Consider the following 25,485-nt stretch of genomic DNA (forward strand, 5'->3'; position numbering starts at 1 on the left):
TAGCTTTAATGTCAGCGACTCGGGCCCCTATTCCACGTCAAATTCAACTACACCAGCGCTCGGCGACGCTTGAACTCATATATAGCGAAACGGAAGCCTATGTGCTGGAAGCTGAGTTTTTGCGCGTACTTTCGCCCTCTGCGGAAGTACGAGGACATGGGGGCAAGGGAGCTGTGTTGCAGACAGGTAAACGCCAAGTGCGTATAGAAGAGGTCGCCGCCGCTGGCAATTATGCATTAAAGCTGGCATTCAGCGATGGGCATGACAGCGGCATATACTCCTGGTCGTACCTATACGATCTCTGTCAAAACAAGGAACGCTACTGGGCGGACTACCTCACCCAACTAGAAGCCGCCGGCGACTCCAGGGACTGAAACCCCTTCCATAGAAGAAAAAACCCTTCGTCCAAATGGGGTTTGATAGGAGGGGGAAATCGGACGAAGGGCAAAACCTCAAATTATGTTCTTAGCGCTCTGCAATAAATCCGCCACACCTTCCAGGCTATTGCCGATCCGGCTTAAGTAGCTGACATTACTGCGCTTCTCATTCGCGACATAGACTGGAAGCATCTCACCGTAAAGACTCGTGCTAATTGTCCGTTGCTCATCTTCCAAAATATCCCTGCGAATAGTGACTCCATATGCCGCAAGCTGCTCTGACAGTGCGTCATACCGGTGCAGCAAGTCCTGTCTGGTCATTTGATATGCGTGCTCGCATACAATGCGCCGTGACTGAAAGCTGAAAACATTGGAGAAAAACAGCTTGGCGTCGTAGCGGGCCGGCTCAAACATGACAATATCCGCATCAGGGTACTCGCTTTCATACATCGCCATCCCTGCGCGCATACGGGAATAGACCATAGTTCTGTATGTTTGCGACCAGATATTAGGCATTCCTTTGTTAAGCAAGGCGCCCTGAGCCATAGTCCCTGCTTCCACCGCCTGTTGTACATCTATCGGCACGACCGGATTTATCGCCAACACCAGGTCAGCGCCATCTTCCAACGCCACGGAAGCATGCATCCCTTTCCGTAGTATGCCGTCGACATAGTGACGGCCGTCGATTTCCACCGGTGTGTAAATACCCGGCGCGGCGACGCTGGCTTGCACGGCCTTGGATATAGGCACGTGGTCAAAACCGGGAGAACCGAAGCGAACAGCGTCGCTACTTTCTAGGTCGGCCGCGATCAAGTACAAACGGCGACTGAGCTTCCTGAAGTCATTGGTCCGCCCCAACAGACTGTAGGAGCGTTCGAGATATTCGTGCAGACCTTCATTTTCAAACAACCCGGAAGGGGCGGCTTGCGCAAGAATCGTCATAGCCTCAAGCAGGCTTTGGTCCCGCGGATTTTCGATAAACTTGGCGCAAGCTTCCATTACCAAACCTGGTACGGAAACGGCCCTGCGCAGATACTCACGCAAAGCGGGGCGATAGAATACGCCGGGGTGAAAAGGGTGTACGTCCGCTTCGTTTTTGACAAATATGCGACACATCTGCGCCGTCGTCATCTGGTTCGCCAGGTTCGCAGCAACAAATGCTCCTGCGCTAACGCCGACGTAAACGTACAGGTCGTTGAAATCCAGTCCTTCTAATGCCTCGTCGAGAGCCCGCAAAGCGCCAATTTCATAGATGCCGCCCAGCGCGCCGCCGCCTCCCAACACCAATCCGATTTTCGGACCGGCCATATTTTTTTCAGGGATTGCCGCCATTAGTTCTCCAACCTTTAAATTTAAGCTCGTGCTTGATAGTGCGCGTAATCACTGCGCAGATGGCTTTTATTGTTATGTGACTTAGTCCAAAAGCTAGCAGACGGAATTAGAATATTCATACTAAATAAACGCCGTCCGACAAGCCTCACAGGGAGTTATAACGACGCATTTTCCTTCATTCTATCGTCAGATTGATGCGTCTAACGAACAGCCTCATACTATTCAATCTACGAATAAGTCCTTTTCCAAGCGCTTCGTCATTGGGACTTTGGTCCAGCCGATTAGTTCTGCCGAATCGGGCGCGTGAGATGCTCGAATCCGACTTCCTTCAAAGCCAGCTCCAGTGTGCTTTTAATGACCTGGGGACTATCCATGATCAACAATCTACGCAACAGGTCTTCCGCCCAGCGTAGTGAGATCGAACGCAGCACCGACTTTACTTTTGGCAGGTTCACCGCGTTCATGGACAAAACATCGTATCCCATCGCGGTAAGCAGGATTGCGCCACCGGGATCTCCCGCCAGCTCTCCGCATATGCTCGCCTGTTTTCCAACAGCATGAGCGTCGCAGGCGATCTTATATAGCGCCTGCAGCACCGAGGGATGAAATGAGTGATATAACGAAGCAACACGGGGATTGTTGCGGTCCACCGCCAGCATATATTGAGTCAGGTCGTTGCTGCCTACCGAGATAAAGTCCACCCGCTCCGCAATCTCCTTAACCTGAAAAATCGCACTGGGCACTTCAATCATTACCCCTACCGGCGGCATCCGCACATTAGCGCCTTCTTCTCTAACCTCATGGTAAACGCGGTAGATCAAGTGCAACGCCTCCTCTATTTCCGAGATATTGGAAATCATGGGAAGCATGATACGCAGATTGTCCAAGCCTTCGCTGGCTTTCAGCATCGCCCGAACCTGCACCAGAAAAATCTCCGGGTGATCCAGCGTCACGCGAATGCCTCGCCACCCAAGGAAAGGGTTTTCCTCGCTAATCGGGAAATAACTCAGCGCCTTGTCGCCGCCAACATCAAGAGTGCGCATGGTGACCATACTGGGTGCGAAAGCATCCAACTGTTCACGGTAACAGTCCCGCTGCTCCTGCTCACTGGGAAAGCGGTCATTGATCATAAAAGGGACTTCAGTGCGATAAAGCCCCACTCCTTCCGCACCATGATTCAAAGAACGCACAACGTCGGTCATTAATCCAGTATTGACCCATAACGTCATGTGATGGCCGTCTTTCGTCACGCAGGGAAGATCGCGCAGCTCCTCAAGCCCTTTAGAGATTTGCTGCTCTTCCTCGACAATGGAGTTGTAGTAACTCAATAGCTCGGGAGATGGATGACTGTATATTTCGCCGTTATAGCCATCAATGATGATATCCCTGCCATCGAGTTTGTTGATAGGCATATCTATAACGCCCATCACACACGGCAAGCCCATCGCTCTGGCGAGGATAGCTACATGGGAGTTGCCTGACCCTTGCACCGAAACCAAGCCAACCAGTTTTTCACGAGGCACTTCTCCCAGCATGGAAGGCGTCAGCTCTTCACTCACCAGAATTGTGTTTTCCGGATAGTCGCGCTGCTCATCAATGTGCTGCTTCTGCAAATAGGCCAAAACCCTCTGCCCCAGATCCTTGATATCAACCGCCCGCTCCCGCAAATACGCATCATTGATAGCCTCGAAGTGGCGCACATACTCCTGAACGACAACCTTAAGGCTTCCCTGTGCCCAGTTGCCTTCTCGAATGATGTTTTTCACCTCACCGCTGAGCGCATTGTCATCCAGCATTCCCAGATAGACATCAAACAGCGCCTGCTCCTCTGGCCGCAATTGCGTGGCTAAACGCTCCCCCACTTGTTTTATGTCCTGACGCACCGCTGCGACGGCGGCGTCAAATAACGTCAGCTCCGCGTCAACATCCGCACAGGGCTTTTCCGGCACGGCTTTCAAATCTGCGTGAGGGAACTTGACGACACATTTACCAATAGCGACGCCTGAGGCGCCAGCAACGCCTTTAAAGCAAATATCCCGGGCTTTTTGTCCCGTAAAATTCAATCCCGAGATAATACCCGTCGCTTCCCCATGAGCAATAACCGCCGCAAGCTGGGCGGAAATGGTCACCAGGAAGGCTTCTTCACTTTCATCAAACAGGCGACTGGCCTGTTGCTGGACAACCAGTACGCCCAGTACTTTACGATGATGAATGATAGGGACGCCGAGAAAGGACTTATATTTTTCTTCGCCAGTCTCAGGGAAATAACGATAGCGAGGGTGGGCTGGCGCATTATGCAGGTTGAGAGGTTCTTCGCGCACTCCCACCAACCCCACCAGCCCCTCAGAGTGACCCAGTTTGACTTTGCCGATAGACTCGGGATTCAAGCCCTGAGTCGCCATCAAAATATAGTGATTGGTTTCTGGGTCCAGCAAATAGATCGAGCACACTTCTGTGTTCATGGACTCATGTACGCGTTTGACAATAAGCTCCAACGCCTCCACCAGATTCGGAGCGGCGTTGACTTCTTGTACAATACTACGCAATACACTCAGCATAGGCGGGACGCTTCAACTTTCCTCACGCTTGAACAAGACCGGGGCGAACTCCCTCATCGCCCGTCGATATACCTCTCGTTTGAAGGATACTACCTGCCCGAGGGGATACCAATAGCTAACCCAACGCCAGCCGTCAAATTCAGGTTTGTCCGTGTAACTCGTGCAAATTTCAGATTCATCCGCCAACAGTTGCAGCATGAACCATTTTTGCTTCTGTCCCACACACACAGGATGAGAGTCATAGCGAATCATTTTCTTCGGCAGGCGGTAACGCAACCAGCCGCGGGTGCCGGCGACAATTTCCACAGCCTCAGGCGGCAGCCCTACTTCTTCTTTTAGCTCTCTGAACAGAGCTTCTTCAGGCGATTCGTCTTTCTTGATTCCGCCTTGGGGAAACTGCCAGGAGTCTTGTCCGATACGTCTGGCCCAGAACACTTCACCACGAGGGTTGCACAGTATGATGCCGACGTTGGGACGGTAACCTTCAGCGTCTATCACGAACTGCCATCCTTATAATTTTTTCAACATTGTTCCACAATTGAACAGCTGTATACAAATTAGCTTTACTTTAAGGGCTTTTAGCTAACTCTTCTAATAATATATTAGGATTTAGTCAATAAATAACAGTATGTCATCCCGGACGCCCAGCCCTCCTGGTTTCCGCTTCAGTTGGCCGCTACGGATCGATTTCCTTTATAGTGTACAATCCCCACGCCCATCACAGAGGAGTTTAAGCATTGGCTCTAGCTATTTTTGATCTGGACAATACTCTCATCGCCGGCGATAGCGACCACGCCTGGGGCGATTTTCTGGTAAACCGGGGGATTGTCGATCAGGAAGACTTCAAACGCGTAAACGACGAGTTCTATCAGGACTACCTCAAAGGCCAGTTAGATATCTTCAAGTATCTGGGGTTCGCCTTACAGCCCCTGACCCAGCACCCTTTGGAGCAACTGCACCAATGGCGAAAAGAGTTTGTGGAAGAGTCGATCCGCCCTCTGTTGCTTCCAAAGGCGCTTGAGCTGCTTCGTAGCCACCGCGACCGTGGCGATTACCTGCTGATCATCACCGCCACTAATCGCTTCGTCACCCAACCTATCGCCGATTTGTTGGAAGTGGATGAACTGATCGCCACCGAACCGGAATTCCTCAACAATTGCTACACAGGAAAAGTCAGCGGTACGCCCAGTTATCAGGAAGGGAAAGTGACGCGTCTGCGCGAGTGGCTGCAACACAACCCGTACGACTTAAAAGACGCCTACTTTTATAGTGACTCCCACAATGACATTCCACTACTGGAGCATGTCGGCGCCCCTGTTGTCGTGGACGGAGACGAACGTTTATTGCAAACCGCCCGTGAGCGCGGCTGGGAAATCATGAGTCTGCGTCCATGAGAATGAGCAGACCTCGAACTTCTGCGACACTGCTGTCTGTGTGCATGGCGCTGGCGGGCTGTGACAAAAGCGTTGAACAGCGCTCTCCAGCACCAGCGGCGCAAGATCAAACCGCCATGCCGCTCGCAACACAAGAGCATGCTGACGCACAAGCCGAGACTACCCTATCCCCCCTTTGGAACGCCGCAACCGAGAGACATAAAACTGCTCTGCACGCAGTCGAAAAGCTGAATCGCAGCTTGCAGCAATTTGTTAATACGCCAACGCAGTCCTCCCTGAATGAAGCTCGTGAGGATTGGCTGCAAACGCATACAGCGTTGCAGGAGCTGAAAGTATGGAGCCAATTGCCCGCAGCCAAAAGCTACCTTAATCGCAAGATGAATGGCGCGCCCTATAATCGCGCCTCATTGCTGGACGCCGCTCCCTTGCTGGGAGGATATCTTGACGAGGTGCCCGGCTACCCTAAAAGCGGCCTGGTCTATGCGGAAGATCTGGAAATAAACGATGCAACCCTGGCGGAACAGCATCAGTTTGCGGACGAGTACTACCTTGTCTACGGAATGCATCCCATCGAGTTCATGCTCTGGTCGCATAATGATCCTTCGCAACAAGCCGCTCGCTTCACTGCCAATGCCGACGCCCCTGACACTGAACGCAGGCGCAAGCTCCTGCTTTTACAGGGAAAGCGGCTATTACAGGATGTGGCTGACCTCACCGCGGCCTGGAGTCCTCCTTCGGGAAGCATATTCCTGAAAGGGAGAAGCATGAGCCAGATGGAAGAAGTGAGGGAAGCCAATCCCTGGCTCATCGCTCTCATTGACTTTATCGATCGAGAGGTAGTCGGCGCACTGAAGCCCAAAGACGGCGAACCGGGCTGGCGCTTTCAAGAACATCTGGAGTTCAGTCAAGACGCCGCTCATTTCTGGCGAGGTCGAATCAGAGCCATGCAGCCTTTTCTGGCGGAGCCCGCTCTGTTCACGGACACCCAGACCCGCAACAGCCTGAAGGAGCTTCGTCTGAAGTTGGAAAACTGTTTAACAGCAGTAAAGCCAACAGCCACAGACAACGAAGAACAAATCGCCATCTGCGAGAATCAAGCACTGCAGCTTCGCGAGCAGATAATTATCCGCTTCGCCGGAGACTAGCTTATTACCCTGGCAATGATATTGACATGTTGATACTCAGGCGCATGAATGCGCCTGCGCGGCGGGAGACAGGGCCTGACATGCGCAGACTCTGTCGTTGCAGACAAATAGAAAGAAGCTATTTGTCTGCCTGATTAATAGTTTATTGAAGACCGGTGGGTGGCTCCGGCCATTATCTCCGCATAGGAGCCGCTATAAAGTCGGCGTCACGCGCAGCAACATAGCCTTGATATAATCCGTTTCCGGGATCGCAGGAAGAATTGGGTGATCTGCGCCTTGTCCTCCTTGAAATATCAATTGCGCCGTACGGTCAACCTCCCGCGTCGCCGCCCTCAAAATATCCCTCAGACGCTCAGAAGACAGGTGCATAGAGCAGGACGCCGACATAAGCATACCGCCTGGAGCCGTCAATCTCAGCGCCATCTGGTTCAATCGCTGATATGCGCGCTCTCCCTGCTTTTGGTCTTTACGCCGCGGTATTAGCGCAGGAGGATCTACGATAACTACATCAAACTTCTCTTTTTCCTGACACAGACTTTCCAATGCGCTGAAAGCATCTTCACGAATCAGATTGCAGGGAGGGTTATCCATCTGTATCCGGCAATTGCGTTGCGCCCATTCCAGCGCACTCTCTGATGAGTCGACAAAAGTGACTGACTCCGCGCCATTGGCTAATGCCTGAACACCCCAGCCGCCAACGTAACTGAACAGGTCCAGCACGCGCTTTCCCTTCACCCAGGGAAACAGCGCGGCGCGGTTGGGGCGGTGATCATAGAACCATCCCGTTTTTTGGCCCCCTTGAGCAGGCGCCGACATGGACACACCGTTTTCAACAACCTCCAATGCCTCGATTTCGTCCCCAAAACACTGGGTATACCGCTCCAGGCCTTCCACTTCCCGCATCTTGCCGTCGTTCTTTAAGATGACGGTGCGAGCGGAAAAGTTATTTTTGAGGATATCGACGACATCATCCTTGAATTGCTCCATACCAGCCGTGGAGATTTGCGCTACGAAGTCTGCGCCAAAACGGTCTATCACCAGGCCAGGCAATCCGTCACTATCGCCAAACACCATCCGATAATGCGGAGACGCAAATAATTCACGCCGCCATTCGTCCGCCGCCAGCATTCGTTTTATCAACAAGGAGCGGGACAGAAACAGTTTGGGGCTGCGGCTGACAATTCGCGCGCAAATCAATGCGTGGGGATTTGCAAAGGCCGTCGCCAGCGCTTTCCCCTTGGCGTTTTCAATAACGACTGGCTGGCCCGCCGTCACGTCCGTCAATGGCGTTTTCTGTATATCGATTTCGTTACTGTAAACCCACAAATGCCCGCTACGAAGCCTCTTGTCGGCATTTTCTCGTAAACGCAATACGCCCGCGTCCATATTCGCCCCTCACTAGTTGCTGCGCCGCCGGCGCTGGTGATTCAATGAAACCGCGCGGATTATAACTGATAAAGAGCGGCAGAAGCCGCTAAATGTCGGCCCGACCGGGATTCTTCAACGCCCCAGACTTTATCAGTTGGACTAAACTTAATTTGCGGCGTCGAATCCGCTGCATTCACACAGGAGTCCTCATGAGCACCGAACTCAACGAAGAGCAAATCCAGCATATTCTGCAAGGAATAAAAATACCGCCACAGCCGCAAATCCTGGTGGATATTCAAATGGAACAGGTCATGCCGGACCCGGATATTGGCCGTATCGCGCAGTTGATAAGTCAGGACGTCGGACTTGCCGGCACCGTGTTGAAGTTCGTCAACTCGCCCATGTTCGGCCTTTCCAACAAGATTAGCTCCATCGCCCAGGCAGTCTCACTGTTAGGCCTGAAGAGTGTGGTCAATATCATCAACGGCATTTCCATCAAAGGCGAGATGTCCGATGAGCATATAGTGGAGCTCACCCGCTTCTGGGACACAGCCAACGACATATCCAGCATCTCAGCCAATATCGCCAAGAAAATCGGCTTTCAGTCGCCTGATGAAGCTTACTTACTGGGTCTTTTCCACAACTGTGGTATTCCATTGATGATTCAGCGCTTTCCCAATTACCTGCAAGTGGTGGAGGAAGCCTATAGCCAAGTGGACAAGCGCATAACCGAAACGGAAAATGAGCGGCTCAACACCAATCACGCCGTGGTGGGATATTACACCGCCAAATCCTGGAATCTTCCCAAGCATATCTGCGAAGCCATAGCGGAGCATCACAGCGCCGAGAGAATCTTCGGCGACCGGGAAAGCCGTAATCCAGAGAAAAAAACCTTATTGGCGGTGCTGAAAATATCCGAACACATATGCGGCAATTTCCACGTGCTAGGCAGGCAGTCGGAGGACCATGAATGGAACCGCATTCATAAAGACGTGCTGGAATTCGTTGGTTTAACCAACTATGACGTGGATGAGATGAAAGAATCGTTTTCGGAAATGGGGGTCAGCGTCAGCAACTACCGCTAAAGGCGGAAAAATCGGCCCGCGTCCGGAACTTTCCGGACGCATTCGCCAATATCGGGTCAGCCAATCAGCCTTCTTCCGCTTCACATTGCGCCGTATAGGCTTCAGCGCCCATCATGCCTTCCAGCTCTTCTACATCGGCTATTTTGATTTTGAAGAGCCAACCATCGCTGTAAGGGTCGCTGTTAACCAGCTCCGGCGACTCCTGTAACGCCTCATTGACTTCCGTCACTTCACCTGTAACTGGCGAGTAGATGTCGGACGCAGCCTTAACTGATTCAACCACGCCGGCATTGTCCCCCGCGCCGAGTTCCGCGCCGACTTCAGGCAGCTCAACAAACACGATGTCGCCCAACAAATCCTGAGCGTGATCGGTAATGCCTACAGTCACCACGCCGTTGTCTTCCAGCAATACCCATTCGTGAGTGGGGCTGTATTTCAGTTCGCTTGGAACGCTGCTCATCTTTTGACCCTTCTTTGTCAATTCATTAGGTTAATATTCGGGTATTTTATACGGACATACGCTGGTTTGCGTTATTAAAATCCTTTTATCGTCATTTCTGGATTGTAGACGATAGAAAAAAATTTACGACACTTGGCAAAACCCGCTCGAAGCCCTCAAACTCATGCGATCCGCCAGGCTGCGCCCAAAGTGCGCATGCTGAGAATTTCAACGCCGCCTCACGATAATTTAAGGTGGCGTCGCCAGTCTGCAGCAGAGTGTAAATACGCTCACCGACAACTGGAGGCGGAGAATCCAACGCCAATAGTTCGTTCATGTGGCGAGGCTCCAACAGATATTCTTCGTCCGTATATAGATTTTTATTTACGCCCAAATACCCTTCCAACAGATCATAGGGCCTGACCGCCGGATTAATCAACGCCGCAGAAACACCATGCTTATGATGCAGGTAAGCAGCGTAATAACCACCCAACGAGCTGCCAATCACACCCAGCGGCCTGCAGCTTTCTGTAAAATAGTCTCTTTCCAGCCGCTCCATAGCTACAGCGGGGGAGTAATGTAATGCCGGAATGGCGATCTCTATGGCCGGATAGCATTTTGCAAGCCATTGCCGGCAGCATTGCGCCTTGAGAGACTGCGGCGAACTGTTAAAGCCGTGCAGATAAAGGATATAGGGATGGTTCATCAGTACTCACAATCGGACGAGCGGACATCATAACCGCTACAGGGGGAAACAGACTCAATAACCTTTACTGGTAAGGTCCACTTCAAACTCTATATGACTGGCGCGCACCACCGATGTCTCCACTCGGCCATCGCCATACAGCTTCAGCCAGCGATAACCTGGCGCCAGACTGTCTACAGCGAAGTCCTTGCTGTAGGGCTTAAACTGCACACAGGTGGAAGGAGTCGCCAACAGACGCACGCCATTGCGCATATTGTCATATTCCTGATGAATATGTCCCCAAAGTACCAAGCGGACATGCTCGAATGCGTCAATGACAGAGAAAAACTCATCCCTGTTGTGCAAACCAATCGTGTCCAGCCAATCACAGTCGATATCGACCGGATGATGGTGGAAACAGATCATCACATGTTTGTCCTGATCTTTCTCCAGCTCCGCCTTTAACAACAGTAACTCTTTTCTGGCCAGCTTACCGTGTACTTTGCGCCGGACGGAGGAGTCCAGAAAGATGAGTTTCCAGGCGCCGAAGTTTTTTACTTTAGCCAGGCACTCAGCGTCGCGCACCGTTCTGGCCATAACGCCAGGATCATCATGGTTGCCGGAAAACCAATATACAGGACACTGAAAAGGCGCCATTTTTTCGTGGAAACACTCATACGCTTCCGTGGAGCCATCCTGCGCAATATCGCCGGTGGCGAGCACCATATCCGGATTGGCGTGGTTCGCGCGCACCAGAGATAAAACCGCATCCAGACTGCGTCGGGTATTCATGCCCAACAGAGTGCCGTCCGGTTCCCGCCGCAGGTGGGAGTCCGTTACCTGAATAACGGTTAACGCTTGATTATTGTCTGACGCCACCTCATCATCCGCCGCAGTCTGAGTGAGTTGTTACGGGAAAATCCTTTTGCTTACTTATAAAAAATATATGCCGGATATGGACATTTTCCAGTTAGTCAGTCACATAATCATTGAAATTTGTGTTATTTCACAACAATCAGACACTTTTGGCCCGTCACCGGCTGTTTACTCGTCCCTGAATCAGCCGGCTAACATTGAGCCGGAGGGATTATAAATTTCTCAGTTCTTCCGTCGAATGACCATGGTGAAGACAATAATTCAGCCACTCGGAAAGAAACTGGTTTAGTTGCAGTTTTTCATCAGGCAAATGCATTTTGCCGTTAGGATAATCGTTCACCGCCTCTACTCGCGCATGATTCACCGCGCTGATGACTTCCGCCATACGTGCGTCGTGATATATCCGAACGGTTAACTGAGGGTTATTCACCCATCGACCAATTGCGTGAACCTGTTCCAAAAACAAGAGGTTAGTATAACGGCTGGCTTCCAGTACCTTTATACGGATTAACCCCAGATACGCAGCATGGCTTTGCAGCGAATAAGTAACCTCCGAGCCGGCTTCCCTATCAGCGACGAGTTTGCTCAGGCGAAAATAATTAGCCTCGCAGATTGCTCCGAACTGGGCGATGTCTGGCACGTACCGTTGTTTCACGCATTCTCCTTCGTAATTGAAGTCGTAATCATCATCTCATAAAAACTCACGCCACTCCGTCAGCAATTGCTCGCGATTCAACTGCAGCCACTGTAACGCAATGATTCCCGCCGCATCCTTGATGCGTCCGCTTTCCACCCATGCATAGGCCTGCTCACGACTCACCACGTGCACGCGGATATCCTCTCCTTCATGGGGCAATCCATAAAGCCCTTCAACCCCTTCCGCATCCACCAAACCACAAAACAGGTCAATGGATTCCGAACTTCCACCAGGAGACGGCAGGTAGTGACGAATTTTTCGCAGCGCCTTCACCTCCAACCCAGCCTCTTCCTGAGCTTCGCGACACGCAACGCTTTCAGACGTTTCGCCTTCCTCATTGATTCCCGCCACCAGCTCCATCAACCAGGGCGAAGAGCCTTCATACAAGGCGCCAATACGGAACTGTTCACAAAGCACTACCTGATCGCGCACCGGATCATAAGGGAGCATGCAGGTAGCGCCGCCGCGCACAAACAACTCGCGGCGAATGGGCTCAGACCAGGCGCCCGCGAACAATTTATGTCTGAGTTCGAGTTTCTGGATAGAAAAAAAACCCTGATAGCCAGTCTGCCTGGAAATCACTTCCACATCGTCCTTACCAAATTGACTGTCTGTAGGCAGTTTCTGGGTATCCTGCTTCACCTTTCACCTCTCGCTCAATGTATCCGGATTTCGTAGCGCCCTTTCTGGCGCGGCTTTTTGCTCAGATAAGCGCAATTATTTCATGTTAAACCATTTTCGATTGCAATGGCTTTACGGCCTCTTACCCGGACTTCCCCCCCCTAGATTTGAATTCTAAACGAGTTAGCAGTGTAGACCATGCATGGCCGCCCCACTTGGGCGCTATTGCGCGGAGCCTATTAATAACCGAAGATACCGCCCCATGTAATCACCGTATACATACGTAATGATTTATTTCCACACTTCGTGATCTAATGAGACGCATTCTGCGTTAAACTGTGCGGCATTTTTAATTCATACGAATTTTCAAGTGTTTACTCCACACAACCCGGACTGTTAAAGAGGGGTGCCCGACGTCATGTTCCGACCAAGCAAGTTGCTTATCTCCATCGGGGCGCTATGCCTTAGCGCCTCCACTCAAGCCATGGATCTCACCACCGCCTACAATAAAGCTCTGCAATACGACTCTGAACTGGCGGCCGCATTGGCGGGAAGAAATGCAGAAGCAGAAAGTGTCATCCAAACCCGCGCAGGACTGATGCCCAACGTCGGCGCCGGCGCCAGCGTCTCCCATCATGATGTGGATACTCGCATCAACCCAGATGACAGCTACGTCAGCCAGGGCGGCGAAGTTACTCTGACTCAGCCACTGTTGAAGCTCGACACGTATTACAGCTACCAAGCCAGCAAATATTCCCGCAATCGCGCAGATGAAGAACTACGCAGCGCAGAACAGGATTTACTGTTCCGCACCGCCGACGCTTATTTTGGCGTCCTGCGCGCCTGGGACAACCTGACCACGGCCAAACGGGCGGAGGAAGCTTTTCAGCGTCAGTGGGAGCAAGCGAAAGAGCGCTTTGAAGTTGGATTGATCGCAATCACAGAGGTGCATGAGTCCAAAGCGACCTATGACTCCGGCAAGGTGTCACGCATCAACGCACAGGGACAGCTCGATGTCGCTCTGGAAAGTCTGCAGCGCATTACCGGAGACTACACGGATACCGTACAGGCGCTCAGCGAAAACTTGCCTGTTGTGCAGGTCTCCCCAGACTCTGCAGTCAAATGGGAAGAGACGGCGTTCGCCAACAATCCTCAGGTTTTGGCGGCAAGCTGGAGCGTTCAGAGCGCGCAAAGCAGCGTTTCCGCGCAAAAAGCCGGGCATTACCCGACCCTTGACGCCAAAGCGAGTTATGGCTTCAGTGAGTCCGACGGCCGAGGCGCTGCGGATGAACGCAGCAATGATTTGTCCGTATCTTTAAATCTTTCCGTCCCGATCTATACCGGTGGAGCAACCCAGTCCGGCGTGCGTCAGGCCAATTACCGTCTGGTGCAGGCCGAGCAGTCATTGAACACCGCTCAGCGTAATATTCGTTTGCAGCTGCGCAGCCTTTACCGGACTTTGCAAACCAATATAGAGTCTATCCAGGCCCGCAAGCAGGAAATTATTTCTTCAGACAGCGCGCTGCAAGCGACTCGCGCCGGCTACGACGTGGGCACTCGCAACATTGTTGAAGTTCTGGATGCGGAGCGCAGGTACTACGCTTCCCTCAGCAATTACGCAAACGCCCGTTATGACTTTGTTCTGAATACGCTGTCATTCAAACAGACCGCCGGCGTATTGTCCGTCAACGATATCAACGAACTGAACAAATGGCTGGCGGAGCCGGTCAATGTGCTGACTCGTTGATCGTTATGTAAATAGCGTAAAAAAGCCGCAATTGATATTGCGGCTTTTTTAATTCCCATCCCGCCAGCTACTTCAAGTCAGGCAAGCGCTGCACGACGCCATTTAAAAGTCGCTCCAGAGCACCCCGATTATCATCCACAACTTTAGACGCCGCATCGCCCATTCTTTGTCGCTCGCTTTCACTTAAACACAACTCAGACAGAACATCCGCCAGAGAGTCCCGTTCAACAAATCGAAGTCCATGCGCCTGCTCCAGTTGCGCGCAGATATCCGCAAAGTTAAACACTGCGGGGCCCATCAGCACGGGCTTACCTACCGCCGCCGGCTCCAATGGATTGTGACCGCCGGTATCAACTAGACTGCCGCCAACAAAAGCCAAATCCGCAGCGGCATAAAAGCGCAATAGTTCCCCCATGGTGTCGCCAAGTATAACCTGCGTCTCCAGGGTTACCGTCTCGTTAGCGCTGCGCCTGACCATCCGTAAGCCAGCTTTCTGTATATCTTCTCCCACTTTGTCAAAACGCTCAGGATGCCTGGGAACAATCACTAGAAGCGCATCAGGGCGATGCGCCAACAACTGTTGATGCGCGTTCAGCATCACCGCGTCCTCGCCCTCATGGGTGCTTCCAGCCACCCAAACAAATCGTTTGGCGCCGCCCCAGGCTTGGCGAAGCCCCACGCTTTGTTGCCGCAGCTCTTCACTCACAGTTAAGTCGAATTTAATGCTGCCAGTGACGCTGAGACGCTCCTCAGGCAACCCAAGCGCCACAAAACGGCGGCCATCCGCAGAATTTTGCGCCGCCACCCAGGACAAACCTTGCAGCATTGGCCGGGTGACCGCAGATACTTTGCCATATCCTTTGGCTGAGCGTTCTGACAGCCGCGCGTTGGCCACCATTGTAGGTATGCCTTGCGCCGCGCACAGCGCAATCCAGTTAGGCCATAGCTCCGTTTCCATAATGACCAGGGCGCAGGGATTCAGACGGCGTAAAAAACGCATGACTGGACCGGGGAGATCATAAGGCGCATACACATGAAATACGCGCTCTCCAAATAGTGCTTTCACTCGCTCAGACCCCGTCGGCGTCATGGTGGTGACGACAACAGGACGCTCTGGATACTCTTTCAGCAGGCGATTCACTAACAGCGCTGCGGCCACAGTCTCCCCTACGGAGACACTGTGAACCCATATTGGTCGTTGGGCGAAGGCCGGGGCCTTGAACCAGCCCAAACGCTCCCGCCAGCGTAACCGATATGCAGGCGCTGAACGCCCTCGCCAGTACAGACGAGCTAGAATTAGGGGGAGGATCAAGTAATAAATGAGTGTGTAAAGGAATCTCGCCATGTCGCCGCTCTTTCAAACCGGAGGCGAGTTTAGCACAGCGCCGAAGGAGCAATCAGGCTTTTAAATCTTGTTCATGAAGCTCGCGGCGGGTTTGGGTTCGGTCTGACGAACGGCTATAATGGCGCGCATTTTTCGTAATGGAGCCACCGAATGGCAGAAACTCTAGAGACAGATGTCGTCATTATCGGCGGGGGAATCGCTGGGCTATGGCTGAACTATCGGCTGCGCAAAGCGGGCTATAGCACGCTGCTATTGGAGAAGAAAACTCTGGGCGGCGGACAAAGCGTTCGTTCCCAGGGCATTATTCATGGCGGCGCAAAGTACACCCTCAACGGCGCGCTAACCACCGCCGCCAACGCCATTTCGGAAATGCCGGATCGCTGGCGCGCCTGCCTCAAAGGCGAGGGCGACGTGGATCTCAGTTCTGCGCGCGTACTCTCCGAATATCACTATATGTGGTCCCGTGATCGTCTCGTCTCCAAGCTGACAGCCTTCTTCGCCAGTAAAGCCGTGCGCGGCAAAGTATCTGGAGACGCTTCCACAGAGCGTCCCGCCGCGTTCAATACGCCAGACTTCCATGGCAACTTCTATGCACTGAACGAGTTAGTGTTGGATGTCCCCACCGTAATCAATGCGCTAATCAGCCCATTCAGCGACGGCATACTCCAATATGATTGCACCCAACCCGGCACATTGGTGCAGGATCAAGGGGAAATCGTGGAGATGCACCTGGTAGGTAAAAACAAGCGTGTGCGCGTCAAGGCCAAGCGCTTCATCCTCGCAGCGGGAGAAGGTAATGAGAGTGTCCTGCACGGCGCTCAATTACATCGCCCCGCCATGCAGCGCAGACCTCTGCACATGGTGATAGTGCGTCACCAGTATCCTCACCCGGTTTACGCGCACTGCATCGGCGCCGGCTCCAAGCCGCTGCTGACGATCACCAGTCACTACATGCAGGATGGCCAGCCTGTCTGGTATCTGGGCGGCAATCTGGCGGAAACCGGGGTTGAGCTTGATCGCGAAACGCAGATCAATTCCGCCAAAACCCTGGTGAAAGACCTCCTCCCCTGGATTGACCTGGGCGAATCACGCTGGTCCAGCTTCCTGATTCATCGCGCAGAGCCTCAACAAAAAGGCATGTTGCGTCCGGATACGGCGTTTGTTCACAGCGAAAAGAATATTCTGACCTGCTGGCCGACCAAACTGGCGCTAACGCCCAATCTGGTCGACAACGTCATGGCGCAACTGCAGGCGGATGGCGTCGAGCCCGGTGCGTCCAGCGACCTGGGAGCCTTAAGCTTCCTTCCTCGCCCCAGGATCAGCGCGCCAGTATGGCAGGAGATGCTGGCATGATATATCGCCCACTCGGCGACACCGGCATCGAGGTCAGCCTGCTCGGATTAGGCACTGTGAAGTTGGGACGCGACCAAGGCGTTAAATATCCGACCGCATTCAAAATCCCCGATGACCGGCAAGCGCTGGAACTGATTGGTCTGGCGGAAGAACTCGGGGTTAACCTTATTGATACGGCGCCTGCTTACGGCTCCAGCGAGACTCGCCTGGGCTCGCTATTACAAGGCCGCCGCCAACGCTGGGTGATATGCAGCAAAGTGGGCGAGGAGTTTGTTGACGGGCAATCCCACTTCAACTTCACCCCGGAACACACGCGCATGAGCGTCGAGCGAAGTCTGCAACGGTTACGCACAGATTATATCGACATTGTGCTAATTCATTCCGATGGCGACGATATGGCGATTCTGCAGAAAGAAGGCGCGCTGCAAGCCCTCGCTGAACTAAAGGCCAAAGGAATGATTCGCGCGATCGGCCTGTCCGGCAAGACCGTGGAGGGTGGAATCGCCGCCCTGCAACAAGGGGATGTCGCTATGGTGACTTACAACCTGGAGCATCAGGAAGAAAAACCAGTGCTGGATTACGCCCAAGCGAATCAGAAGGGAGTTTTGATTAAAAAAGCACTGGCCAGCGGCCATATATGCGCGGGCCCCCACGAGGACCCATTGCGGAAAAGCATGGAGTTCGTGTTCGCCCACCCCGGCGTATCCAGCGCCATTATCGGCACGATCAATCCCGAGCACTTCAAAGAAAACGTACGCGCGTTGCCAGTTTAACGCGCGCTGTTTTCGTTCAGTTTAGGTTATCCCTGCGCCAGCAGGCTGCGCAAATCAATGATCGCCGCATTAGCCCGCGAAATAAACGACGCCATGGTCAGCGAATGATTGGCTAGTACGCCAAATCCGCTGCCGTTCAAAATAACCGGACTCCAGACCGACTCCTGAGTCGCCTCCAGCTCTACGATAATCTGGCGCAGACTGACCACCGCGTTCTTGTCCCGCAGCACGTCGCCGAAGTCCACCTCGATCGCTTTGAGTATATGGATAAGCGCCCAGGCGGTGCCGCGCGCTTCGTAGAATACGTCGTCGATCTCCAGCCAAGAGGTTTTCAGCTCTACCTCCCCCTGCCCCGGCGTGGACTGTTTCGCCGCCTTATCTCCGGCAAGCGCCATATCCAGCTGCCGTTTGCCGACGCTCTCACTCAACCGCTGCGACAAACTGCCGAGACGCGTTTCCACGTCAGACAGCCAGTTGCGCAGATTGTCAGCACGGGCGTAAAACTGGGCGTCCGGTTTGTTCGGGTCGGACAGACGGTTCAAATAACTGCGCAATGCTTTTAAGCCGCGACGATATTCATCTTCCGTGGACGGAATAATCCAGGAACGGCTATCGAAGTTAAACTGAGGCTCCGCCACCGTCAGATCGCGATCCTCCGTCGACTGACTTTGAGAGCGACTGATATCTTTACGCAAGGCGCGGCTCAGATCCCTCACTTGCACCAGCACCCCATACTCCCAGTGGGAAATGTTGTCCAACCACAGTCCAGGAGGAAACACGTCATTGGATATGTAACCGCCAGGCTTTTCCAGAAGCGTATCCACCAGCGTAATCACTGTCGCCGTTGTGGTGCTCCCGACCACCAGCGGACGGTTCTGGTCCGTCACCACGCTTCTGGCGTTGGGGCCGACCTCAAACAGTGCCGGTTCATCACTCCAATACCAGCCGACAAACAACGCGACGATCAGATATACGCCCAGTGCGCCGCCAATCAATTTAGCCAAAAAACCACCTCCCACGTAATCGCCGAGTTCTTCTCCGCGTTCATTAAAAAAGTCTTTTATCGCTTGCCACATAGATATTGCCGCTCCTCGCAATCTTCAAGCTCCGCCGCTCACGGCGCCGCCATATGTGGCGGGCTCTCCTGAGGCCGAAAGAGATAATATCCCATTGCGCCGTCCACCCCGATCTCCACCAGACTATCCCAGTCATCCTGTGACTCCACGCCTACGCCGATGACTTTTATGGCCTGCGAATGCGCAATCTGCACAATGGAACGTAAATAAAACTGATGCCCTTGATCTTTATGAATATTTTTCACCAAACCCGGGTCGATCTTGATCATGTCCACCGGACAGCTTTTCAGATACCCGAAAGGCATGCCTGTGGAGCCAAATCGGCTGATGACGATACGGAAAGCCAATTCATTACGCAACTGTAACAGACGGTCGAACCCCGCCCAGGCCGCCTGCAAAGCGTGCTCAGAAACCTCCAGCAGCAAGCGCGGACACTGCGCGGAAAAACGACGCAATATCACACTCACTGCATCAGCAAATTCCGCCGACTGCATGCTGGATACCGCCAGACTGACGCAAAACGCAGCATCCTCATGATGCTCAGACAATCTTTTCAGCGCATCCTCCAGTACTTGAGCATCGACCTTCAAAGCCAGATTAAAGCGATCAGCCATAGGGAGAAACTCCGCCGCCGCCAGCACTCTCCCATTCCTATTCATACGCACCAAAGCCTGATGGAAGACGAAACTACGGGAGTCGTCGCTCAACACTGGCTGAAAGTGCAGATAAAACCCCTTATCCGCCAGCGTCGCCAACAACAACGATTGCCACTCTGTCGCGGTTAGCGGCTTCTGCCCCCCATCCCGGCCGCCGCTACGACCTTTGCGCCAAGCATTAGCGCAAGACTTCTGCGCCATCCGCATGGCGAAGTCCGCTACCGACAACACTTGCGCCAAGGGAGTTCTTCCCTCTGTAGTGACCAATCCAATATGCAAACGATTAGCGCCGCCCCAATTCATGAGCAACGGCAACGAGGTCAACCTCTCCAGCAAGCGGTCCGCCACCGCTTCCGCACGACTGTCCGTCAACCCGCTCAGAAACACAGTGAAGCAACCGCCGCCGCGCCGTCCCACATAACTGCCGATATGCGACAGGCATTCGTCATGGATCACTTCCGCCATCTGTTTCAGGAGCGCATCACCCTGTTCTCTCCCAAACTGATCGTTGTATTCAGACAATCCGGATAGCTGCGCCAGCAACAAGGTTCCTACGCTGTCGCCATCGTCTCCCGCCAAAGCCGCCTGTAAACGATTATCAAAAGATTGCCGGTTCAATACCCCGGTGACGGAATCAAGCAGCGCCAACTTACGCAGCGACTCAATGGTCGCCACCTGTTCTTCGAAGGAGCGCCGCAAGTGATCCGCCATACTATTGACAGCCAGCGTGACTTTCGCCAGCTCACGAGTGCCCGGAATCGGCAGCGACACATCAAAGTGCTTATCTTCGATGCGGTGCGCCGCCTGCTCTAATCGCTGCAGCGGTCTCAACAAACCACTCAGGAGCAAATGAAAGGCCGCAAAAGCGAACAGCGTAACTACTGCAAACCAGACGAACTGATTACGCAGCGTCGCCCATAACTCTCGATAGGCGATGCCAGGGTCGCTTTGCACCAGCAAGCGCCCGACCGGGCGCCAGCCAGCGATAACATCCGCTTCGCCCACTGGCGCCTGCAAGTCGATCCAACGCACGAACCATTTCGGCACGCCTTCCAGATCCTCAGCGTTTGTACGCGCCACGACGGAGCGTCCCTCCTGATCCAGAATACGGATACCCTGATAAGCGCCCGAATCGAATATAGCGTCCACCATGGACGACGCGACCACCCAATCCTGCGGGTCCGCCACATGAGAAACGGACAAGCCAAGCGATGTCGCAGAATCTCTGGCGTGGGACTGCAACTGATCCTGCAGGTACAACTTCTTCTGCCACAGATTCAGGCCGAACACACCGCCCAATAAAATCAACAACATCGTCGAGATCAGCCCCAGCATCAGTACTTTGATCGATCGCTTGTCACGCAATGCTTTATTATTATCAATCATGACGACCCCGTCGGATTTGGTCACTTTTCCAGCGCTTCCCGCTCAAATCCCCCGCGGTAGACGCCTAAAGGTTTGCGCTAATACACAAATGCACAAGAATTTACATACACATACAGTTTACGACTATATTTAAATAAAATTGCCAAACTATACTGAAACTTATATCAATACGTCCTGGCTTGAATTTTGTACTTGTAAATCAGGCGCATAGAAGAAAGAAAAACTGGTTGCAACCACTAATGGAAGCGGATTTACCCTCTCTATGACCATAGAAAGTCAACGGGACAAACTCAAGCAGCACTTCGCCGGCCGGGTAACGACGCAGGCGCGCATTGTCCTGGAAGCATGGCAACAGTTGAAGCAAAGGAACTGGCAGGACAAACAATGGTTTTCCGACTTCCAGCTTGCAACCGATAAATTGGGTCGTTACGCAGCCCGTTTCGACATGACGGATCATCTGTGCATCGCACAATCGATCAATACCAGCCTTAAAAGCATCAGCCTGCGCAAAACCCCCGTCACTACCGCCGATATCCTCGCAGTAGAGCAGCAGGTCATGCAGTTGGCGACCGTCACCCAGCGCAAAACCGATCGCACCGACAGCAGCGCCAATCGGACTTATTTACGCTCGCCGATTTATCTGGCTCTGAATCAAAAAGACCTGGCTCAGCGCATCGCCCAGCAAATGCAATTTTTTGGCTTCCGTGGAGAGCTGTATTCGACTCACGACACTCTGCTGGCCGCGACCCAGAAAAACAAACCTGAAACCATGATTGTCGACGTAGACTTCGGCGGCGAGGCTAATGCAGGCATTGACTTGATCAAACGCATCCAGGCCAATCACGAGACGCCGATCCCCGTCATGTTCATCTGCCATCGCGAGGGGGATATCCATACCCGCCTGGAAGCAGCGCGTTGCGGCGGTGAAGAGTTTGTAGAGCGCACCCTGGATGCGGCGCAGCTTATCGAGAAAGTGGAGACCTACACTCGATCCAGCGCTCACGAGCCCTACCGCATTATGGTAGTAGACGACTCCAGGGCCCAGGCGGCATTTATGGAAAGCACCCTCCGCAAGGCGGGCATGACCTCCAAGATCATCACCGACCCGATGCAGGTTTTAATTGCTCTGGATGAGTTTTCTCCTGAAATCATCATCATGGACATGTATATGCCGGGCTGCACCGGCACCGAACTTGCCAAAGTGATTCGCCAGCAGGATAAATTCGTCAGCGTCCCTATTATTTATCTGTCCGCCGAGGACGACATCAACAAGCAGCTGCACGCCATGAGCCTGGGCGGCGACGATTTCCTGGTGAAACCAATCAATCCGCGCCACCTGATCGCCACCATTCATAATCGCGGGCGGCGCGCGCGCACCCTGCACGCCATGATGATCCGCGACAGTCTGACCGGGCTCTACAACCATACCCACACGTTGAATCTGCTCAGCATGGAGATCAACAAAGCAAACCAAACTGGCGAACCGCTCAGCTTCGCCATGATGGACATTGACTACTTTAAGCGCATCAACGACACCCATGGCCACCCTGTCGGCGACAGGGTGCTGAAGAGCATGTCGCTGTTCCTAAAACAAAGGCTGCGCAAGACCGACCATATAGGCCGCTACGGTGGAGAAGAATTCGCCGTGGTGCTCCCCAATACGGACGAGTGTGATGCGAAAAACATGATGAACGACATCCGCGAGCGTTTCGGCGAACTGATGCACCCGACTGAAGACGACATGTTCAAAGTGTCATTCAGCTGCGGCATCGCCGCGTATCAGGCGGGCAACACCCAGCAAGTATTGGCGCAAAAGGCGGATAAAGCGTTATATGAAGCCAAACACGCAGGGCGGAACTGCGTGAAAGTGTTCAGGTAGGCGCAAAGGCTCTGAATCCGCCGGTTTCCAGCCATCGTGGAAACCGCCTACAACAATGCGCTTATTGTGTTTTAAACCGAAGTATCAAAAATAGTTCACAGGACCGGGTTAAATTGCCGCTGTCGCCGTTATCATGACAGTGACGTAAAAGCTTCCGCCAAGTATGCGAAACGCCCTGTTTTTTCTGGGAAAATCGCTCCTATTCCCACAGCTCCAGCGCTACTACCAAAGTATGACCGCAAACTGCGGCAATCTGCTTGAATATAGTAGACAAAAGAGTCAAACTTCCGAAATCTTGCTTTTATTACACCTTAAATATCCGACATATAAGGACAAGACGCCATGGCAAGCATTCTAGTGTTGCACGGCCCTAATTTGAACTTATTGGGAACGCGCGAACCGGAAATTTATGGCGCAGAGACCTTGGACGATATTAATTTCCGCCTGACGGAAATCGCCAGACAGGCGGGCCACCACCTGCTGACGCTGCAAAGCAACGCAGAGTACGAGCTGATTGATCGCATCCATGAAGCCAAGAAAGAAGGCGTGGACTTCATCATCATCAATCCGGCGGCCTTCACCCATACCAGCGTGGCGATACGCGACGCCCTTCTCGGCGTCGGCATTCCCTTTATTGAGACGCATCTGTCCAATGTGCACGCCCGTGAAACGTTCCGCCACCACTCCTATTTCTCCGATATCGCCGTTGGCGTGATATGCGGATTCGGCAGTCAGAGTTACGAACTCGCTCTACAGGCCGCTTTTTCAAAGATTACCGGAAAATAAATTACGAGAGCCTATGATGGATATCAGAAAAGTAAAAAAACTAATTGAACTGATTGAAGAATCAGACATCGCCGAAATCGAAATCAAAGAAGGCGATGATTCCGTACGCATCAGCCGCCGTCTAGCGGGCGCAGAGCCTGTGTACGTGACGTCTGCAGCCGTTGACTCGCGTCCTGCGGCGGGCCCCGTCGCTGCGCCAGCACCGGCAGCGGAAGCTGATTCCGGACCACAATATAATGGCCATCTGGTCAAATCGCCAATGGTGGGCACTTTCTATCGCGCGCCATCGCCCTCTGCGCCAGTATTCGCTGAAGTAGGACAGACCGTCAAGGCTGGCGACGTGCTGTGCATCGTCGAAGCAATGAAAATGATGAACCAGATTGAAGCGGACAAATCCGGCACCGTTGAAGCCATCCTGGTGGAAAACGGACAACCGGTGGAGTTCGATCAGCCGCTGTTCTCGATTGTTTAAGAGCCCGGATGGGCTCTTCCCGTCCAGCGGGACATCCAGATCATTCCGGCGCAAGCCGGACGGCAATGTTTTTTTAGGGTACTCCTACCATGTTGGAAAAAGTGCTTATAGCCAACCGAGGCGAAATCGCGTTACGCATCCTGCGCGCCTGCAAAGAGTTAGGCATTAATACCGTAGCGGTGCACTCAAGCGTGGACCGCGACCTGATGCATGTGAGACTGGCGGATGAGTCCGTCTGTATCGGCCCAAACAGTCCCACGGACAGCTACCTGAATATTCCCGCTATCATCAGCGCGGCGGAAGTCACCGACAGCGTTGGCATCCACCCGGGCTATGGTTTCCTGGCGGAAAACGCCGATTTCGCCGAGCAGGTGGAAAAAAGCGGCTTCGTTTTTATCGGCCCCAAGCCAGACACCATTCGCCTGATGGGCAACAAAGTCTCCGCCATCCAGGCCATGCGCAAAGCGGGCGTGCCGACAGTTCCGGGCTCCGACGGCCCCATCACAGAAGACAAAGAACGTACGCTGGAAGTCGCTCGCAAGATTGGCTACCCGGTCATCATCAAAGCGGCCTCCGGTGGCGGCGGCCGCGGTATGCAGGTGGTCAACAGCGAAGCGGCGCTGCTTAACGCCATCCAGTTAACGCAGAGCGAAGCTAAAGCCGCTTTCGGCGATCCGACCGTTTATTTGGAGAAGTTCCTTGATCGCCCACGCCACATCGAAGTTCAGGTGCTGGCTGACGGACAGGGCAACGTTATCCATCTGGGCGACCGCGACTGCTCCCTGCAGCGCCGCCACCAGAAAGTTCTGGAGGAAGCCCCCGCCCCGGATGTCGATCCAGAAGCTCGCGCCGCGACACTTCATGCGTGTGTGCAGGCTTGCCAGGATATCGGTTACCGTGGCGCAGGAACTTTCGAGTTTCTATACCAGGACGGACGCTTCTATTTCATTGAAATGAATACCCGCGTACAGGTCGAGCACCCTGTTTCAGAGATGATCACCGGCGTCGATATTGTGAAAGAGCAGTTGCGTATCGCCTCTGGAATGCCTCTTTCCATCAAACAGGAAGACATCCAGTTCCGCGGTCACGCCATTGAGTGCCGCATCAACGCGGAAGATCCCCGCACCTTTACACCCAGCCCAGGCGCCGTGACGCATTACCACGCCCCAGGCGGCAACGGTGTGCGTGTTGACTCCCATTTATATAGCGGATATAAGGTTCCCCCTTATTACGACTCACTGATCGGCAAGGTGATTTGCTGGGGCTCCAACCGCAACAACGCGCTGGATCGCATGAACAATGCTCTGGACGAAATGCTGGTGGAAGGCATCAAAACCAATATTCCTCTGCACCGACGGTTAGTGACCGACGCAGGCGTACGCCGTATGGAGTACACCATTCACTATCTGGAAAAGCTGTTAAAAGCGTGATTTGA

23 protein-coding genes are annotated in these 25,485 nt (G+C 53.2%); 11 read left to right on the forward strand and 12 right to left on the reverse strand.

Annotated elements, in window-relative coordinates; all coding sequences use genetic code 11:
- Positions 1–8: 8 nt before the first annotated feature.
- A complete protein-coding gene (locus AC2IBB_RS29515; RefSeq protein ID WP_486330239.1) occupies positions 9–374 on the forward strand; it encodes a gamma-butyrobetaine hydroxylase family protein in 366 nt (121 codons plus the stop codon).
- 78 nt (positions 375–452) lie between these two features.
- On the opposite strand, the gene AC2IBB_RS29520 is transcribed toward AC2IBB_RS29515, so the two are convergent.
- The 3 genes from AC2IBB_RS29520 to rppH form a co-directional block, all read right to left on the reverse strand.
- Positions 453–1,709, reverse strand: a complete 1,257-nt coding sequence (locus AC2IBB_RS29520; RefSeq protein WP_486330240.1) for a patatin-like phospholipase family protein — start codon at positions 1,707–1,709, stop codon at positions 453–455.
- A gap of 281 nt (positions 1,710–1,990) precedes the next feature.
- A complete protein-coding gene (gene ptsP, locus AC2IBB_RS29525; RefSeq protein WP_486330241.1) occupies positions 1,991–4,267 on the reverse strand; it encodes a phosphoenolpyruvate--protein phosphotransferase in 2,277 nt (758 codons plus the stop codon).
- 12 nt (positions 4,268–4,279) lie between these two features.
- Positions 4,280–4,765: an RNA pyrophosphohydrolase gene (gene rppH, locus AC2IBB_RS29530; RefSeq protein WP_127973470.1), complete on the reverse strand. Its 486-nt coding sequence runs from the start codon at positions 4,763–4,765 to the stop codon at positions 4,280–4,282.
- Between the two features lie 239 nt (positions 4,766–5,004).
- Here rppH and AC2IBB_RS29535 point away from each other — a divergent pair, with 239 nt between their 5' ends.
- Entirely contained in the window at positions 5,005–5,661 is a 657-nt protein-coding gene (locus AC2IBB_RS29535) for a histidinol-phosphatase (protein ID WP_486330242.1), read from the forward strand.
- Between the two features lie 2 nt (positions 5,662–5,663).
- A complete protein-coding gene (locus AC2IBB_RS29540) occupies positions 5,664–6,806 on the forward strand; it encodes an imelysin family protein (protein WP_486330243.1) in 1,143 nt (380 codons plus the stop codon).
- 192 nt (positions 6,807–6,998) lie between these two features.
- Here AC2IBB_RS29540 and AC2IBB_RS29545 read toward each other — a convergent pair whose 3' ends face one another.
- Positions 6,999–8,192 (reverse strand): class I SAM-dependent rRNA methyltransferase, encoded by a 1,194-nt coding sequence (locus AC2IBB_RS29545; RefSeq protein WP_486330244.1) that lies wholly within the window; start codon positions 8,190–8,192, stop codon positions 6,999–7,001.
- Between the two features lie 191 nt (positions 8,193–8,383).
- Here AC2IBB_RS29545 and AC2IBB_RS29550 point away from each other — a divergent pair, with 191 nt between their 5' ends.
- Complete coding sequence (locus AC2IBB_RS29550; protein WP_486330245.1) at positions 8,384–9,259, forward strand: HDOD domain-containing protein; 876 nt, start codon at positions 8,384–8,386, stop codon at positions 9,257–9,259.
- 64 nt (positions 9,260–9,323) lie between these two features.
- Here the strand turns inward: AC2IBB_RS29550 and gcvH are convergent, their stop codons facing one another.
- The 5 genes from gcvH to nudF form a co-directional block, all read right to left on the reverse strand.
- Entirely contained in the window at positions 9,324–9,719 is a 396-nt protein-coding gene (gene gcvH / locus AC2IBB_RS29555; RefSeq protein WP_486330246.1) for a glycine cleavage system protein GcvH, read from the reverse strand.
- 91 nt (positions 9,720–9,810) lie between these two features.
- Positions 9,811–10,404 (reverse strand): YqiA/YcfP family alpha/beta fold hydrolase, encoded by a 594-nt coding sequence (locus AC2IBB_RS29560; protein WP_486330247.1) that lies wholly within the window; start codon positions 10,402–10,404, stop codon positions 9,811–9,813.
- A 54-nt stretch (positions 10,405–10,458) separates the two neighbouring features.
- Positions 10,459–11,262 (reverse strand): 3',5'-cyclic-AMP phosphodiesterase, encoded by an 804-nt coding sequence (cpdA, locus tag AC2IBB_RS29565; RefSeq protein ID WP_486330248.1) that lies wholly within the window; start codon positions 11,260–11,262, stop codon positions 10,459–10,461.
- A gap of 208 nt (positions 11,263–11,470) precedes the next feature.
- Positions 11,471–11,914, reverse strand: coding sequence for a DUF1249 domain-containing protein (locus AC2IBB_RS29570; RefSeq protein ID WP_486330249.1), 444 nt, complete (start codon positions 11,912–11,914; stop codon positions 11,471–11,473).
- 36 nt (positions 11,915–11,950) lie between these two features.
- Positions 11,951–12,598, reverse strand: coding sequence for an ADP-ribose diphosphatase (gene nudF, locus AC2IBB_RS29575; RefSeq protein ID WP_486330250.1), 648 nt, complete (start codon positions 12,596–12,598; stop codon positions 11,951–11,953).
- Positions 12,599–12,995: 397 nt separating this feature from the next.
- On the opposite strand from nudF, the gene AC2IBB_RS29580 reads away from it, so the two are divergent.
- Entirely contained in the window at positions 12,996–14,324 is a 1,329-nt protein-coding gene (locus AC2IBB_RS29580; protein ID WP_486330251.1) for a TolC family outer membrane protein, read from the forward strand.
- A 67-nt stretch (positions 14,325–14,391) separates the two neighbouring features.
- Here AC2IBB_RS29580 and waaA read toward each other — a convergent pair whose 3' ends face one another.
- Positions 14,392–15,669, reverse strand: a complete 1,278-nt coding sequence (gene waaA / locus AC2IBB_RS29585; protein ID WP_486330252.1) for a lipid IV(A) 3-deoxy-D-manno-octulosonic acid transferase — start codon at positions 15,667–15,669, stop codon at positions 14,392–14,394.
- A 150-nt stretch (positions 15,670–15,819) separates the two neighbouring features.
- On the opposite strand from waaA, the gene AC2IBB_RS29590 reads away from it, so the two are divergent.
- Positions 15,820–17,022 carry an NAD(P)/FAD-dependent oxidoreductase gene (locus AC2IBB_RS29590; RefSeq protein ID WP_486330253.1) on the forward strand — a complete coding sequence of 401 codons (1,203 nt, stop codon included), beginning with the start codon at positions 15,820–15,822 and terminating at the stop codon, positions 17,020–17,022.
- On the forward strand, positions 17,019–17,795 hold the full coding sequence (locus AC2IBB_RS29595; RefSeq protein ID WP_486330254.1) for an aldo/keto reductase: 777 nt from the start codon (positions 17,019–17,021) through the stop codon (positions 17,793–17,795). The genes AC2IBB_RS29590 and AC2IBB_RS29595 overlap by 4 nt, the downstream gene beginning before the upstream one ends.
- Before the next feature lie 26 nt (positions 17,796–17,821).
- Here the strand turns inward: AC2IBB_RS29595 and AC2IBB_RS29600 are convergent, their stop codons facing one another.
- Both AC2IBB_RS29600 and AC2IBB_RS29605 read right to left on the reverse strand, forming a co-directional pair.
- Positions 17,822–18,871 carry a DUF2333 family protein gene (locus AC2IBB_RS29600; protein ID WP_486330255.1) on the reverse strand — a complete coding sequence of 350 codons (1,050 nt, stop codon included), beginning with the start codon at positions 18,869–18,871 and terminating at the stop codon, positions 17,822–17,824.
- Between the two features lie 38 nt (positions 18,872–18,909).
- Positions 18,910–20,913: an EAL domain-containing protein gene (locus tag AC2IBB_RS29605; protein ID WP_486330256.1), complete on the reverse strand. Its 2,004-nt coding sequence runs from the start codon at positions 20,911–20,913 to the stop codon at positions 18,910–18,912.
- Positions 20,914–21,175: 262 nt separating this feature from the next.
- Here AC2IBB_RS29605 and AC2IBB_RS29610 point away from each other — a divergent pair, with 262 nt between their 5' ends.
- The 4 genes from AC2IBB_RS29610 to accC all read left to right on the forward strand — a co-directional run bounded on the left by AC2IBB_RS29610 (position 21,176) and on the right by accC (position 25,480).
- Complete coding sequence (locus AC2IBB_RS29610) at positions 21,176–22,792, forward strand: GGDEF domain-containing response regulator (protein ID WP_486330257.1); 1,617 nt, start codon at positions 21,176–21,178, stop codon at positions 22,790–22,792.
- A 342-nt stretch (positions 22,793–23,134) separates the two neighbouring features.
- Positions 23,135–23,578: a type II 3-dehydroquinate dehydratase gene (gene aroQ, locus AC2IBB_RS29615; protein WP_486330258.1), complete on the forward strand. Its 444-nt coding sequence runs from the start codon at positions 23,135–23,137 to the stop codon at positions 23,576–23,578.
- A 16-nt stretch (positions 23,579–23,594) separates the two neighbouring features.
- On the forward strand, positions 23,595–24,050 hold the full coding sequence (gene accB, locus AC2IBB_RS29620) for an acetyl-CoA carboxylase biotin carboxyl carrier protein (protein ID WP_486334010.1): 456 nt from the start codon (positions 23,595–23,597) through the stop codon (positions 24,048–24,050).
- Positions 24,051–24,139: 89 nt separating this feature from the next.
- A complete protein-coding gene (gene accC, locus AC2IBB_RS29625) occupies positions 24,140–25,480 on the forward strand; it encodes an acetyl-CoA carboxylase biotin carboxylase subunit (RefSeq protein ID WP_486330259.1) in 1,341 nt (446 codons plus the stop codon).
- The last annotated feature ends 5 nt before the right edge of the window (positions 25,481–25,485 follow it).

The sequence above is a fragment of the Hahella sp. NS-SX17 genome (assembly GCF_057367735.1).

What these genes read in the sequence shown, in the direction of transcription:
- AC2IBB_RS29515 (WP_486330239.1), top strand. Translation starts at nt 9, where the DNA reads ATGTCAGCGACTCGGGCCCCTATTCCACGTCAAATTCAACTACACCAG.
- AC2IBB_RS29520 (WP_486330240.1), bottom strand. Translation starts at nt 1,709, where the DNA reads ATGGCGGCAATCCCTGAAAAAAATATGGCCGGTCCGAAAATCGGATTG.
- ptsP (WP_486330241.1), bottom strand. Translation starts at nt 4,267, where the DNA reads ATGCTGAGTGTATTGCGTAGTATTGTACAAGAAGTCAACGCCGCTCCG.
- AC2IBB_RS29540 (WP_486330243.1), top strand. Translation starts at nt 5,664, where the DNA reads ATGAGCAGACCTCGAACTTCTGCGACACTGCTGTCTGTGTGCATGGCG.
- AC2IBB_RS29545 (WP_486330244.1), bottom strand. Translation starts at nt 8,192, where the DNA reads ATGGACGCGGGCGTATTGCGTTTACGAGAAAATGCCGACAAGAGGCTT.
- AC2IBB_RS29550 (WP_486330245.1), top strand. Translation starts at nt 8,384, where the DNA reads ATGAGCACCGAACTCAACGAAGAGCAAATCCAGCATATTCTGCAAGGA.
- gcvH (WP_486330246.1), bottom strand. Translation starts at nt 9,719, where the DNA reads ATGAGCAGCGTTCCAAGCGAACTGAAATACAGCCCCACTCACGAATGG.
- AC2IBB_RS29560 (WP_486330247.1), bottom strand. Translation starts at nt 10,404, where the DNA reads ATGAACCATCCCTATATCCTTTATCTGCACGGCTTTAACAGTTCGCCG.
- AC2IBB_RS29580 (WP_486330251.1), top strand. Translation starts at nt 12,996, where the DNA reads ATGTTCCGACCAAGCAAGTTGCTTATCTCCATCGGGGCGCTATGCCTT.
- waaA (WP_486330252.1), bottom strand. Translation starts at nt 15,669, where the DNA reads ATGGCGAGATTCCTTTACACACTCATTTATTACTTGATCCTCCCCCTA.
- AC2IBB_RS29590 (WP_486330253.1), top strand. Translation starts at nt 15,820, where the DNA reads ATGGCAGAAACTCTAGAGACAGATGTCGTCATTATCGGCGGGGGAATC.
- AC2IBB_RS29595 (WP_486330254.1), top strand. Translation starts at nt 17,019, where the DNA reads ATGATATATCGCCCACTCGGCGACACCGGCATCGAGGTCAGCCTGCTC.
- AC2IBB_RS29600 (WP_486330255.1), bottom strand. Translation starts at nt 18,871, where the DNA reads ATGTGGCAAGCGATAAAAGACTTTTTTAATGAACGCGGAGAAGAACTC.
- AC2IBB_RS29605 (WP_486330256.1), bottom strand. Translation starts at nt 20,913, where the DNA reads ATGATTGATAATAATAAAGCATTGCGTGACAAGCGATCGATCAAAGTA.
- AC2IBB_RS29610 (WP_486330257.1), top strand. Translation starts at nt 21,176, where the DNA reads ATGACCATAGAAAGTCAACGGGACAAACTCAAGCAGCACTTCGCCGGC.
- aroQ (WP_486330258.1), top strand. Translation starts at nt 23,135, where the DNA reads ATGGCAAGCATTCTAGTGTTGCACGGCCCTAATTTGAACTTATTGGGA.
- accB (WP_486334010.1), top strand. Translation starts at nt 23,595, where the DNA reads ATGGATATCAGAAAAGTAAAAAAACTAATTGAACTGATTGAAGAATCA.
- accC (WP_486330259.1), top strand. Translation starts at nt 24,140, where the DNA reads ATGTTGGAAAAAGTGCTTATAGCCAACCGAGGCGAAATCGCGTTACGC.